Here is a 13,562-nt window from a genome sequence, read left to right as displayed (position 1 = left end):
ACTGCTGCTACGAAGAATTACAGGATAACAAATTGGAGCGAAATGGAATTCCAGAAAACTTTCGTTGTGTTCAACCCGAATCTGACATTGCTGGTACCTGCTTTTCCTGTATTGGTAAAGGGCCTGGTTGATTGCGGAGGCTGGCTCCGATGCTGAGACAGGTCGGGCCTGGCTGAAGGCTTGCATCCCACCAAAATATACTCGCGCACTCTCGTTCATATATCTGACAGCTTGTAACCCTTCTATGAGCAGCACCATTTCCGAGGCCTGGTGAAGCAAATCTTTGAGTCTATTCAGGAGCATGTCTTCTGGTTGGAATGAGTAATTCACGATGTAACAACCACATGTAATTACTTAGATAAAAAACAGGACGACAAATGTTTACTGCTCGGTGGATGGATATTTGATAGTATAGCTCAGATAACATTGAATAGGAGCTATTATTTTGTTGGCTGTGGTACCTGGTTCGAAGATCAATTACAATTTCGGCGAGTAGGGACAATGTTTTTCGAAAAGAAAATATTTTACGGAATTCTAATCCATATATTTTTGCTGGCGTCTCCCGGTGCAGGCCATGCAGTTTCGGCCGGGGAGCTGCTGGTGGTATTCAATGAAAGGATGGCCGGTTCAGAGGAAATAGCTGAATACTATATAAAAATGCGCAATATTCCCCGGTATAACTTGCTTGCCGTATCGCTTGGTGTTGGCGAGTCGATGAAAAGGGGTGAGTATGAACAGAAACTGCGAAAACCTGTAATTGAAAAAATAGCCAGCCTCAAAGGTCGTTCGGACATATATGGCATAGTCCTTATTTACGGAGTTCCCCTTAAGGTTCAACAACCTGCTATTGATGAAAAGAGCAAGGCACTTGTCAAGGAACTGAGAGAGCTGCAGAAAACCGCATCAAAGGAGCACAAAAAGCAGCTCAGGGAAAGAGTCAAGCGCCTGACGGGTGCAGATAAAAGAGCGTCAGTCGATTCAGAACTCATGCTTGCCAAAGTTGAAAGTTATAAGCTTTCCAGCTGGATCAAGAATCCATATTATGTAGGATTCAACAGCAAGGAACTGCAATACACCACAGATGATGTACTGTTGGTCGCCAGGTTGGACGGGCCTGATAAGAGGACTGTACTGCGTATCATCGATGATGTACTCGCAGTCGAGCAGACCGGGTTGGAGGGACGTGCATATTTTGATGCAAGGTGGGCAAGTCTGCCAAAACAGAAAAATCGAAAAGCCTATGGCAGGTGGGACAATTCTCTCCACGAAGCAGCAAAGATAGTCGAAAAGCGGATGCCGGTTACTCTGGATACTAATGAAGAGTTGTTTGCTCCAGGGACTGCCCCTGACGCAGCATTATATTGCGGTTGGTACTCTTTAAGTAACTATGTAGACAGTTTTACCTGGTCTCGCGGTGCGGTCGGCTACCATATGGCTTCAGGCGAGTGCACAACGCTGAGGAGAACAGAGCGCAATGTGTGGTGTTTGCAGATGTTGACGCGTGGTGTGGCCGCGACTTTAGGACCGGTGGCAGAGCCGTATATACAGGCCTTTCCACTCCCTGAACTGTTTTTTAAAATACTTACAGAGGGCTACATGAATCTCGGAGAGACCTACCTTGTCTCCCTCCCTTTTATCTCGTGGCAGATGGTGCTGGTGGGAGATCCCTTGTACAAACCATTTAGGCCTCTGTCAAAGCAAGACGGAACGCCCCTTGTCAGCAACGTCCCGGTTACTGACTTGAGATAGACATTACCAGATAAATGGTTCTTTCCTGGCCTTTTTCCGCAGCCAGTTCAAGCTTTTTTGCACCGCTTTTGCGCGGGTTAACGTATAGATAAGCTGTTTTTTATACGGAAAGTCCATCAGGGCAATGCCAATGATAATGGTAATGAGCCCCTGTCCCGGCAGGAAAAGCATTACAATACCGGCCAACAGTAGCAGTAATCCGATGAAATTACGCAGCAGTCGCCTAAGCGCCTGCCATAGTGTGAAACGTTGGGCGAGGGTGTGTTTGTGGGAGTAATCCCGATGAAAATACTCTCTGGGCAGGCGGGCGACGAGAATGGGGATAAGAATTATGCTGACCAGGAAAGTGCATATGGACAGGGCGGCCAAAAGTTCCAGAACTTTTTCAAAATGAGAATCAAGGAAATTCATGGCACACCCTGTCGTGACTGCGTACTCACTCCTGTAGGAGTTATCTCAGGTCTACATTAACGATAATTTCAGAAATTGGACGCTTGGGAACATGGTGTACCTGATTTTCATCGCGCCAATACTTCACCTGATCAGGTGAAGCCATCTCTTCGAGAACAACATTTTCGGCAGGGGCACCGAGGGCGATAACCAACTCCAGCTTGAGATGATCGGGCAGGGTGAAAAGGTCAGCAAGTTTGGGTGAAAATGCGCCGATTCTGCAGCCGGAAAGTTGTTGGCTTGTTGCGCCGAGCAGCATGTTCTGAGACGCTATACCAAGGTCGAAGTGGGCTTCCTTGTCTGTGCCTTTCAGCCAGTTCTGGTTGAGCAGGCATAGGATATATGCCGCAGGCCGTTCTCCTGATGCCGGTCCTTTCCACTCGCTTAAGTACCCAGCCCAGCCGAGGTGAGGGAATATCTTGTCACACAGTGCGGGGTCGTTTACCAGAGCGTATTGCCATGGCTGGCAATTTCTGGCAGACCCCGAAAGTCGGGCTAACTTGATGAGCGATTCCAACTGGTTTGTTGTAATTGCCTGGTCTTGCTTAAACCTTCTGTGCGTCCTCGTTTGCTTTACCAGTAATTCGAAGTTCTCTTTCGGCATTGTCTTTGTAGTGAGTGGTTTTTTTTAATGTAGAATTATTGCCTGCTTTTTTGTTGGGTATACGGTTCAATGGAGAATTGTACTCTATTACCAGGTAAAATCTCGTTCTGCGATATCTGAGACTGATTGTTTATCTTTATTCTGCTTTCATCAAGGGCAAGGTTTTCCACGAAAAAGGTTGCTATGACCTTGGCTCTCTGGTCTGCGAGTTGTCTCAACATTGACTCGTCAATGACTATTGGCTCAGGCTCAATAGGCGCGTATTTGGAAAACAGATGCACAGGCAGGTCCTCTTCAATCACCTGACCAGTGTTCCCGGCAGCAATTCGGGCTTCGGCTGCTTTTCTCAGGTACTCTTCCGTTTCCCTGTCGAGCTGTTCACTGCGTTTGCGATTTTCTTCGGCTACCCTCTGACTTTCTAATTTTTCCAGGGCTTCTTTGAGTTCTTTGCCGTCAACATTCGGGTCTGCAACTCCGGTCACAGTGATACCAATGTAGGGGTGAGAGGCAAGAAGGTTACTGAAGCGTGTAAGGGATTCGCGCCCCTGCCCGGAGAGAATTATTTCCCCTGGTAGAAAATCGGCATGTTCGTTGCCGACAAGGTCCGAGAAGTTACCTGAAGCAAGAAGCAGAGGCGAGACAGACGCCTTCACCATCATCCTCTTTAACGAGAATACAGCATCTGAATACAGGTTGAGTGGTTTGGAGCTGTCTGGCTGTGAGTTTTCCGCAGTAAGGGTGAACTGGTTTTCATCGTTGGAAATCAAAGCCAGGGTAAGGGCGGAATCGGCAATCTCCGAAAGAGGTTCAACATCACGGAAGATCATCTCGCTTTTCTGCTCCATGGTACCGTTTTTCCAGGTTGTTGTCTCAGTTACATTGACCAGGCCGCTGCTGGTATCAATGTCGATCTGGTTGGAAATTTGCTCATGAAACGATGGGAGTGGTAAATCAGCGATAGAGAAGGTGCTGTCACCGTTCATGGCAGAAGCAAAGAGTGCAAGTGCCCCTTCATGTTTAAATGGGATGGAATCGAGCTTGCCAGAAAAGCTGAAAAGGGAAGGTTTACCATTGCGGCCACTGTTGATGGCCTGAATTGTACCGTTGACGGCAGAAAACTCGCCCTTCCAGACTGGAGAGAGTCTGGTGTCGGCGTAGCTGACTTTTGCATCTGCCACCCTGATTTTTCCTATCTGGAGAGCGTCCTTTTGTTTGCCGGCAGCTTTGTAGAGTGGTTTGGCTATATCTGACTGTATATAGGAATGAAGTCGTGCCAGAGATTGCTTGTCACCATAACTCTGGGTAAGAGAAAATTCGGGACCGTCGACAAAAAGCTCTGCCGCGGAGATCTTAAGAGGTGAGGCATGGTATTGGAACTTTTCAAATTGCGCTTTATCCCAGCTGAATTTCCTGGAATCTTTGGTTCCGAGTGAACCCCGGTCAAGGCTGAGCTGGCCATTGAAATGAGTTTTGGGCAACTGCAATTCGCCTGCACCACTCACCATCGCATTAATATTGTTCACAAAGCTGCCATTGCCAAACCAGGGTAGAATACTTGTGCTGGGCAGATCGCCGAATTGAGTAGTGTACCTGGCTGAAAATGGTTGTAGTTGAACGTGACCTTTAGCCTGGATATGACCGCCGCCTTTCAGTTTGGCGGTAAAATTGCTGTTATCCCGGGTTTCGCCACCAGCGTCTTGAGAGAGTCGTATGGTCTGCAGCCTGGCGTCGCTGAATTGGAGCTGCGGTTGGCTGGAGCTGCCGTTTTCGACAACTATGGAGCCGCTGAAGTCCAGCGCATCCAGCGATGTTGCAGTTTCTTTCCTGTCGAGAGATGAAATAATAGCCGGCAGCTTCCTGGTATTGATATGCACGGAGCCGTCTTGAGTGACTATGGAGCCAAGGGAAATACGGCTACCATCTTTACTAAAGCCCGTAATTTGGGTATCAGGGCTTGAGTACCAGACAGTCTTACCTTGTTTTGCGCTAAAATCGCGCAGGGTAAGAGAGGCGTCCGCTATTTGCAGGCGAGGTTTGTCCTTTTCTTCCAGTCCCTTGCTGAAACTGATATGAGCCTGGGTGTCAGCGGTGCCTTGGTGTGCGCCAATTGTATTCAGGCCGAGCATATTCAAGATCCAGGGGGCATGAACACCGGTGAGGTGGAGCTGACCATCAGGGAAATTGGCATGATTAAGTTTGCCCTGCCATTTGAAAGAGCTTTTCTTATCACTTCCTTCGGCCATTAAGCGAAAAGAAGAAGCTGTATTTGTTTCTGTGATTGGGGCGGTGTTGGAATAATCTTTCAGGCTGACTTGAACGCCCGTCCAGGATTTTGCCAGCGGCTTATTGTTATTATCTAAAAATAACAGGCTGCCACTGTCGGCGAGCAACAGGTCTATATCGAGTTTGCTTTGTGTAGCGGGGTAGGTGGCAGGGGCGTCTTGTTTCACATTACTTACTGCGCTGATAGCTGCAACCGCGTCCTCAATGGTAACAGAACTCTTCAAACGAAGCTCAGGTTGGCGCAAAACAACGTTTTTCAGGTGGGTGTCCCCTGTAATTGGTTGAATACCACCTTCAAGCTTACTGGATGGAATGACAAGGCTATAGCTCTGATCTTTGCTGATTATAGAGGTGTCTTCTGCCTGAATTGAGAAGTTGACCAGCAGCTTGTTATCTTTTGCTGTTGGGGAAAATGTGAGGTTGAGTGATGCGTCGGCTCTGCCTTGTGCGATGTCGAAAGGTAGCTCTATCGGTAAATAGCCGAGATAAAGCGGCAAGTCGATATCTGCGAAATTACATTCGAGATTGGTATGCATTTCAGAGGTGTCATCACCACTGATAATTGCCTGTCCGGTCATCTCTATCGGGCTACCGTTAACAACTGCGTGAAAACTCGGCCGGATATATTCTTTGGCAGCAAAAGAAAAATTAGAAAGATTCGGAAGAGTGAGGTCGATATTTTCAATTACATGGGAACCTTTTTTCGGCTTATCTTCAAATAAAATACGAGAATGTTGTACGGATATATTATTTAGAGAAAAGCGAAAAGGCAGATCAGAGAAATCTAGAATTTCCTCAGTAGTTTCTAATTCATTATTGGCTTTCGGTGGAGAAATATTATAATTTCCATCGATGTGGCGAACAAGATGTAAATCCAGATTATCTATGGCAAGACTGGTGGTGACAAGTTCTCCTCGAAGTAATTGCAGAGGGACAAGAGTTGCAGAAAAGGAAGATACGGTCAAGAGAGGTTTGTTGTCATCGCCTGCAGTGTGTATACCCCCATCAATCACATCTATTCCTGAAAGGTCGAGGACAAATGAAAGTGGATTGAATGCAACCTGCTCAAAGTCTATGAGCATTCCGGTTTTTTGGTGGAATTTAACTGCTGCGGAGCCGCGAATATATTTAGGAACACCCCAGAAGCCAGCAGCAAGGTAGCTGCAGAAAATGCAGATAGCCACGATAGTGGTTACCAACAATTTTGGCAGCTTACGTTTGGGCTCCTCTTTTCGCGCACCTGGCTTTTTGAGTTTTTCAGCCGGGGCCGAAAGTTTTTTTCGCTGACGCGGCTTTTTCGACGCTCGTGACGAAGGAGTGAGCCCAGTTGGTTCCGGTTCTATAGGAATACTGCCAAAACGATCAGACATAGATGATGTTTTCGTTGTTTTAAATTAATAATACTGTGAGGTTACCTTTCCGACCTGCTCAAGATAACCGAAGTTGCTGCAAGGTCAGAAGAGAGTATCACCATTCGTTGCAGGTGACAAGATATGCCTGGAGTTTAGGCATTTTTCAAGTATGAAAATACATCAAAATCAAAATAATTGTAAATAATTTGTTACCAGACACAGGAGGGGAAGGCAGGAGAAATAATGTATTTAATCTGACAGGCAATCCTGTATAAAAGATGCAGTGGAGAGTGCTTGGATTTGTATAATTGAGAATTGTGAGAAGAATTGTCGAAAAGTTTCGAGACGGCTGCAATATGTTTGGCAAAATAAGTTGTTACCCTGTAGATTAACAATATGGTATAAGTAAATCTTTAGTGTGTGATTTCCATTGCATCACTGATGTTGGGCACTCTCAAACCGATAATTTCACGATAATACGAAGACTAACGTTCAATGATTGAAGTTCCTAGTTATTTCCGCTGGCAAGATCTTCTCGATATTCTAGTCGTTGCCTTTATTATTCACCAGCTCATTTCAATCATACGCGGCACCCGTTCGGTGCAGATGGTGCTCGGGCTTGGCATTCTCACCATCGTCTATTTTCTGGCAAAGATTTTCGATCTTTCCGCGTTGATGTGGCTGATGCAGACCTTTCTCAGTTCCATCCTGTTAATCGTTATCATCGTGTTTCAGCAAGATATCCGTCGAGCTCTCACCCAGGTGGGCAAGTCCCCGTTTCAAAAGACAATGGATGTGGCCGATAAGGATCTGGATGAAATTATCCGCTCTGTGTTTTACCTTTCAAAACGACGGATAGGTGCACTGATCGTCATTGAAAGGGAGACAGGGCTTCAGGATTATGTCGAATCGGGCTTTGATCTGAATGCAAAGCTGAGCAAGGAGTTGCTGATATCGATCTTTATGCCTGTCTCACCTTTGCATGATGGCGGCGTGATTATTCATAAAGGTAAAGTGCAATCTGCGGGCTGCATCCTGCCACTTACCCAAAATCCTTACATCAATAAGAAATATGGTACACGGCACAGGGCTGCCATAGGTATATCGGAGGAGACTGATGCCGTGGTGCTGGTTGTTTCCGAGGAGACTCAGGAAATCTCAGTGGTCCGTCACGGAGCATTGACGACGGTTAGCGATGAAATCAGTCTGAGCAACAGCTTGAGAGCGATCTTTATTCCCAAGGAAGGGAATATTAATTCATGGAAAACGTGGTTTTGAAAAGTTTTATCCAATTCATAAGAGATCTTTTTTCACTGCGACGCCTGCAGCGGATCGGTACCAGGGACTGGGTGCTGAAGTTCGCGTCATTGATGCTGGCGACCGTGTTGTGGTATTTCGTCGGGGGAGAGGATATCGTTGATAAAAATATCCAGGTTCCGATTGAAATAATCAATATGCCACGGGACCTGGTTATCTCCAATCAGTTTAAAAAGGAGATAGAAGTAACCGTAAGTGGACCGAGATCTGTTTTGAAAGATATGGAAAATCAGTCCGTTACCAGGCAGATAAACCTCTCTAATGCGACTCCCGGAACCAATGTCATCGAAAATGATAATAAAGCCATCCGGGTTCCCAGGGGGGTGACGGTTTTAAGGATTCAGCCTTCTACAGTAATTCTCTCACTCGATAAGCTTATTCAGAAGTCCTTTAAGATCATGCCGGTAACCACCGGGGATGTGGCGGCAGGCTATGACCTGGTGCAAATGCAGATGAATCCCGATAATATTACCATTACCGGGCCTGAAACCGTTCTTTCCCATGCAGATGCCTTGCTCACAGATATAATTGATGTAAGTGGTATGTCTGCCTCAAGGCAGGTGCAGGTTCCTCTCGATCTCGATCCTGCGATAGTTGATCTTATCGGTGAGACGTCGGTCACGGCTGATATCACTATTAAACCCCGAATGGTCCAGAAACGAATCAGCAAAGTTGCTGTAATAGGCTATGTTGGGGGTGAGCTACGGGAAGTTGAGCCAAAGCAGGTGGAAATACTGGCTAATGTTCCGGTATTGTTGATGAGGAAAAATGCCGATTTGCAACAGCTCTTTTCGGTAACGGCTGTAGGGGATTCTGCTGATGACGGTGAGTTACCTGTGATAGCTGTGCCAAGACAGGATGTCCAACTGCCAATTCAGGTCCTTTCAGTTAGGCCCGAATCAGTTACTTTGATTAAAAAGGAAGACGAGATTACAGACCCTGAGGGTTCTATAGAAGGCGAAGAAGAGACTGAAGAGGTAATCGAAGCAGAGAAAGGTAGTGCCTCAGATGACAGTGACGCCGCGGAAATGCTTGAAGAAGAGATTATTGAGGGTGAAGAAAACGGTAGCTATTATAAAAAAATAGATGGCGTTTTACATATTACCGCAGATAGAAAGAAAATCCTGGTAAAAGAGTAATGAGAAAACTATTCGGAACTGACGGTATACGCGGAGTTGCCAATATTTATCCCATGACCATTGAAATCGCCATGCAGGTTGGTCGGGCGATTGCCTTCATAGTAAAAGATAAAGCCAAAGGTAACCGGATTATCATTGGTAAAGACACCAGGCTCTCCTGTTATATGCTGGAGAATGCCCTTACTGCAGGTATTTGTTCCATGGGAGTGGATGCCTTATTGGTGGGCCCGCTGCCAACCCCGGGTATATCTTTTATCACCACCTCCATGCGTGCCAATGCAGGTGTGGTCATTTCCGCATCCCATAACCCGTTTCAGGATAACGGGATCAAGATCTTCTCCAGTGACGGTTTCAAACTGCCCGATCAGGTTGAGCTCGATATCGAGGATTTGATCTTTTCACAGAAAATGGCAGCGCTGAGGCCGGTGGCGGACGAGGTTGGCAAGGCCAGCCGGATCGATGATGCCAAGGGCAGATATATTGTCTTTCTAAAGAACGCCTTTCCTAAAAAGTATACTCTTGATGGTTTTCATATAGTCATCGATTGCGCCAACGGGGCGACCTATGGTGTGGCGCCATACGTCTTCAGTGAACTCGGGGCCAAGGTGACCAAGTTGGGTGTAGACCCGGATGGCACCAACATCAACAAGGACTGTGGTGCGCTTCATCCGCAGTTGATGGCCAGGAAGGTAAAGGATCTCGGTGCCGATATCGGCCTGGCCTTTGACGGCGACGGTGACAGGTTGATAGTCTGCGACGAGCATGGCGAAATCGTGGACGGGGATCACATCATGGCTATATGCGCCCAGGAGCTGATGAAGCAGCGTAAGCTGAAGAAGAAGACCCTGGTTGCTACCAGCATGTCTAATATGGGCCTTGAAGTCGCCATGGAGCGTATGGGCGGTAATCTTGTGCGTACAGACGTGGGTGACAGATATGTGGTCGAGTGTATGAGGAAGAAGGGATACTCTTTCGGTGGTGAGCAATCCGGTCATCTGGTTTTCCTCGATCATATCACCACCGGTGATGGCATCCTGGCGGGCCTGCAGCTGCTGGCGATCATGAAAAAGCGCAAAAAGACGCTCTCAGAGCTGGCCAACGTCATGGAGTGTTTTCCCCAAACCCTGAAAAATGTCCGGATGTCTTCAAAGATTCCGGTTGATACCATTCCGGATTTCCCCCAAACTTTGAAAAAGCTTGAGCAAAAACTGGGAAAAAGCGGTCGCATTCTGGTGCGTCCATCCGGCACCGAACCTTTAATCCGGGTAATGGTCGAGGGCCAGGATGAAACTGAGATCGACACTATTGCTGATGAACTCTGCGAGGTAATCCGTCGGGCTGACAGAGGCTAGTGAGTTTTTCTAGTTAGAACTAATTGAATAGTTGAAGAACTACAAAGAGAGTTGTTTCCGTGGATAAAGCTAGTGGAGTAGAAGTAACCGTCCTTATGCCTGCCTACAATGAGGAAAAGAGCATAGGGAGAACAGTACGCAGGGTAAGAGAATTGTACCCGGATTTTGAAATACTGGTTGTTGACGATGGTTCGACCGATAAGACCGTGCAGGAAGCAATGGATGCGGGAGCCAATGTTTGGCCACACCCATATAACATAGGTAATGGTGCGGCAATAAAGAGTGGATTACGTGTTGCCAAAGGCGAATGGATAGTGATGATGGATGCTGACGGTCAGCATAATCCCGAAGATATTAAACTGCTGCTTGAACATAAAGAGCGATATGATCTTGTTGTCGGTGCCAGAAGCAAGAAATCGAAAACCTCGCTGCATAGAGATTTGGCGAATACGTTTTATAACAAGATTGCGTCATATGTAACCAAGTTCAGAATCGAAGATCTCACATCAGGCTTTCGTTTGGTCAGGAGAAGAGTTGTAGCAGATTTCATCTACCTGTTGCCAAACACCTTCTCTTATCCGACGACCTTGACGATGGCATACCTGAGAATGGGACGCAGTCTAAAGTACGTACCAATCGTAAGTAAAAAGAGGGTGGGCAAGAGCAAGATACGCTTGATTGAGGATGGTATCCGTTTTCTTCTTATTATATTCAAGATCGCAACACTTTTCTCACCGATGAGGCTCTTTTTGCCACTCAGTTGTGCTCTATTTTCAACAGGGTTGGGGTATTATCTCTACACCTATGTAACCCAATCCCGATTCACTAACATGTCCGCACTTCTTTTCAGCACTTCTGTGATCATTTTCATGATTGGCCTGGTGTCTGAGCAGATAACCCAGATGCGCTATGACCGGGTAAAATAACGCACTGGTACATATTCTTTGCTGATTTAGCAGCCATTCTTAATTCCTCTTCCCATTAATGAAACCGACAATCGTTGTAATTACTACCACTTTCCCACGATGGGAACATGATACCGATCCGCCCTTTGTCTTCGAATTATGTCGGCGGTTGACTGAAGACTATGAGGTGCATGTAACCACTCCTATGTACCCCCAAGCTAAGCGTTATCAATGCATTGATGGGGTTCATGTCCATAGGTTCCGATACTTTTTTGCCAGACTTGAGAAACTTGCCGGATCGACTGGAATACTGCCAACGCTCAAGCAGAATAAGATGTATTGGCTTCTGGTCCCTTTTCTTTTGTTAGGTTCTTTTTTCGCTGCTTTAAAGCTTAGCAGACAAGTATCTCCTAGGATTATTCATTCACATTGGCTGATTCCTAACGGTATTATAGGAGTAATAGCTTCCAAGATTGGTAAATCTAGCTCTGTCGTAACCGCGCATGGTACAGATGTGTTTGGTCTTACAGGTCCTTTATTCGATAAATTGAGAAGGTGGGTCATCAACAATTCAAAGGCTACTATAGCTGTAAGTAGTGCCCTAGCGATAGAAGTCTCACGGAAGACTACTTTGGCGACCGAGGTAACAGTTGTTCCTATGGGAGTAGATAAAGATCTGTTCAGATGCGACAAGGGATGTAAGTTTGATCCAAAATTACTTTATGTAGGAAGGTTGACAGAAAAGAAAGGGATTGGATATCTCATTCAGGCGATGACAAAAATTGTTCATAAAAAGCCTGAGTGCACACTGACTATTGTCGGTTCGGGAGAGGATGAGGAAAATTTAAAAGATCTCACTGTTAGCTTGAAGCTTCAGAAAAATGTCGTTTTTCTTGGGGCAATTGAGAACAAAAAGCTGCCTTCCATCTATTGTGACCATTCTATTTTTATAACTCCGTCACTTTCAGAGGGGCTTGGCCTTACAGTAGTGGAAGCAAGTATGTGTGGTTGTTTGTTAATAACGACCGACAATGGAGGTATTAGAGATATAGTCGAAAATGGGATAACCGGGCTAATAGTTAAGGAAAGATCTGCATCTGATATTGCCGAAAAAATTTTGAACGCCTTTGAGAACCCCGACCAGATGGCCAAAACTATTAAAGCAGCCACAGAGAGGTGTATTCAAAATTTTGACTGGTCTATTGTCAAAGACAAGTATGAAGAAATTTTTAACCGTGCTTAACAGGGAGCAAATTAGCGTTCAATTGAAGCTTGTATCGTATTTGCTATCTTTTCTGCCTGTTGAGCCCATGTTGGTATTAGAATCTCGGGAATGAACGGATTTGATAGTTGCAGGGTTATTTTTTCAGCTAAACTCCTAGAGCTATCTGGTTCGTAAAGGCATTGGGGGTGTTCCTTTAAAAGCGCCGAGATTGCCCCAATTCTGGCACATACAACTGGAACCTCACATGAGAGGATCTCATATGCTTTTTGCGGAAAAGCATACTTGCCGAAATTGTCATTTTTCATGCAGATGACGGCTACATCCAGTGCATTGAAAAATGATGGAATCGACTCATGGGGTAGTTCTCCCAAATATAAAATATTAGGATCTCGGGGTGGTGGATTGTCGCCTGTAGGACCGGCTAGGACCAAGTATACATCATTTGCCTGTTGCCTCAGAACCTTAAAGGCGTCATACAAATATTCTGTTCCCCGATTGGTTGATAAGGCTCCGGCGGTCCCTATGAGTTTTGCATTCAAAGGCAACCCCAGTCTCTGACGGCATAGGAGTTTATTATCAGGCTGGAAACATCCTGCTGAGATAGTGCTCTCAATTGTGTGTACAGGGGTATTGGGTGATATGGTGCTAATAAAATCATGGAGTGTAGAACTTACAGTAAAAATCCCGTCGCAAGCACGCAACGCTCTACGATAAGCCCAACGCAATCCAGGTATTTTGCACATTCCAAAACTTTCATAATTGTCATACAGATCTAAAAAGAAGGGCACCTTGGTACGACGTGATATGTTATGCGCCAGTATCGCATGCAATACATCAGAGCTGGCAATGATTGCATCCGGCCTCTGCTGTTGAAATTCAGAAATGAGTCGGTTGATATATAAGGGGACTCTAATCCCGAATAAGCCTGCATATAAGGATTCCCAGCGTAGCAAATCATTTTTAAGGCCTGTTGCCCTTTGAGGCATACTGTTATTGGTTAAACGCCTGTAATTCAGGCAATAGCCAAATACATCGTGTTTGAGCAGAGAAAGCTCATAGGGAATCTGGTAAAGCCGACCATATTTATCAAGAATTACATCATGGTTCATGTAGTGGCGTTTGCATAAAAAGGTTAGTTTCATAGATTGGCCAGAGTTTTTAGACGGATGTAGAAACCCTTGGCCTT

At 45.9% G+C, this 13,562-nt stretch carries 10 protein-coding genes; 6 read left to right on the top strand and 4 right to left on the bottom strand.

What is annotated here, in order from left to right; all coding sequences use genetic code 11:
- The first annotated feature begins 501 nt into the window (after positions 1-501).
- Positions 502-1,749, top strand: a complete 1,248-nt coding sequence (locus ACN5NT_RS06750; protein WP_419174930.1) for a TIGR03790 family protein — start codon at positions 502-504, stop codon at positions 1,747-1,749.
- Positions 1,750-1,752: 3 nt separating this feature from the next.
- Here the strand turns inward: ACN5NT_RS06750 and ACN5NT_RS06745 are convergent, their stop codons facing one another.
- From ACN5NT_RS06745 to ACN5NT_RS06735, 3 genes are read right to left on the bottom strand one after another with little or no spacing between them, the layout of a single operon-like run.
- A complete protein-coding gene (locus ACN5NT_RS06745; protein ID WP_419174929.1) occupies positions 1,753-2,160 on the bottom strand; it encodes a PGPGW domain-containing protein in 408 nt (135 codons plus the stop codon).
- A gap of 40 nt (positions 2,161-2,200) precedes the next feature.
- A complete protein-coding gene (locus tag ACN5NT_RS06740) occupies positions 2,201-2,803 on the bottom strand; it encodes a nitroreductase family protein (protein WP_419174928.1) in 603 nt (200 codons plus the stop codon).
- A 35-nt stretch (positions 2,804-2,838) separates the two neighbouring features.
- Positions 2,839-6,456 carry a DUF748 domain-containing protein gene (locus ACN5NT_RS06735; RefSeq protein WP_419174927.1) on the bottom strand — a complete coding sequence of 1,206 codons (3,618 nt, stop codon included), beginning with the start codon at positions 6,454-6,456 and terminating at the stop codon, positions 2,839-2,841.
- A gap of 477 nt (positions 6,457-6,933) precedes the next feature.
- On the opposite strand from ACN5NT_RS06735, the gene cdaA reads away from it, so the two are divergent.
- From cdaA to ACN5NT_RS06710, 5 genes are read left to right on the top strand one after another with little or no spacing between them, the layout of a single operon-like run.
- Entirely contained in the window at positions 6,934-7,716 is a 783-nt protein-coding gene (cdaA, locus tag ACN5NT_RS06730; RefSeq protein ID WP_136798250.1) for a diadenylate cyclase CdaA, read from the top strand.
- On the top strand, positions 7,698-8,894 hold the full coding sequence (locus ACN5NT_RS06725; RefSeq protein WP_419174926.1) for a YbbR-like domain-containing protein: 1,197 nt from the start codon (positions 7,698-7,700) through the stop codon (positions 8,892-8,894). Before cdaA ends, ACN5NT_RS06725 begins: the two co-directional genes overlap by 19 nt.
- A complete protein-coding gene (gene glmM, locus ACN5NT_RS06720) occupies positions 8,894-10,246 on the top strand; it encodes a phosphoglucosamine mutase (RefSeq protein WP_419174925.1) in 1,353 nt (450 codons plus the stop codon). The genes ACN5NT_RS06725 and glmM overlap by 1 nt, the downstream gene beginning before the upstream one ends.
- Positions 10,247-10,305: 59 nt before the next feature.
- Positions 10,306-11,172: a glycosyltransferase family 2 protein gene (locus ACN5NT_RS06715; RefSeq protein WP_419174924.1), complete on the top strand. Its 867-nt coding sequence runs from the start codon at positions 10,306-10,308 to the stop codon at positions 11,170-11,172.
- 58 nt (positions 11,173-11,230) lie between these two features.
- A complete protein-coding gene (locus ACN5NT_RS06710; RefSeq protein ID WP_419174923.1) occupies positions 11,231-12,394 on the top strand; it encodes a glycosyltransferase family 4 protein in 1,164 nt (387 codons plus the stop codon).
- Between the two features lie 11 nt (positions 12,395-12,405).
- Here ACN5NT_RS06710 and ACN5NT_RS06705 read toward each other — a convergent pair whose 3' ends face one another.
- Entirely contained in the window at positions 12,406-13,485 is a 1,080-nt protein-coding gene (locus ACN5NT_RS06705; RefSeq protein WP_419174922.1) for a glycosyltransferase family 4 protein, read from the bottom strand.
- Between the last annotated feature and the right edge of the window lie 77 nt (positions 13,486-13,562).

It is taken from the genome of Desulfosediminicola sp. (assembly GCF_048381775.1).
Taxonomy (GTDB): Bacteria; Desulfobacterota; Desulfobulbia; order Desulfobulbales; family Desulfocapsaceae; genus Desulfopila; species Desulfopila ganghwensis.
Note: the sequence above shows the minus strand (reverse complement) of the source record. Positions and strands in the feature narration are given on the sequence as shown.

Bases quoted from the DNA above. Each gene is read 5' to 3' on its own strand.
- ACN5NT_RS06750 (WP_419174930.1), top strand. From the start codon at position 502: ATGTTTTTCGAAAAGAAAATATTTTACGGAATTCTAATCCATATATTT.
- ACN5NT_RS06745 (WP_419174929.1), bottom strand. From the start codon at position 2,160: ATGAATTTCCTTGATTCTCATTTTGAAAAAGTTCTGGAACTTTTGGCC.
- ACN5NT_RS06740 (WP_419174928.1), bottom strand. From the start codon at position 2,803: ATGCCGAAAGAGAACTTCGAATTACTGGTAAAGCAAACGAGGACGCAC.
- ACN5NT_RS06735 (WP_419174927.1), bottom strand. From the start codon at position 6,456: ATGTCTGATCGTTTTGGCAGTATTCCTATAGAACCGGAACCAACTGGG.
- cdaA (WP_136798250.1), top strand. From the start codon at position 6,934: ATGATTGAAGTTCCTAGTTATTTCCGCTGGCAAGATCTTCTCGATATT.
- ACN5NT_RS06725 (WP_419174926.1), top strand. From the start codon at position 7,698: ATGGAAAACGTGGTTTTGAAAAGTTTTATCCAATTCATAAGAGATCTT.
- glmM (WP_419174925.1), top strand. From the start codon at position 8,894: ATGAGAAAACTATTCGGAACTGACGGTATACGCGGAGTTGCCAATATT.
- ACN5NT_RS06710 (WP_419174923.1), top strand. From the start codon at position 11,231: ATGAAACCGACAATCGTTGTAATTACTACCACTTTCCCACGATGGGAA.
- ACN5NT_RS06705 (WP_419174922.1), bottom strand. From the start codon at position 13,485: ATGAACCATGATGTAATTCTTGATAAATATGGTCGGCTTTACCAGATT.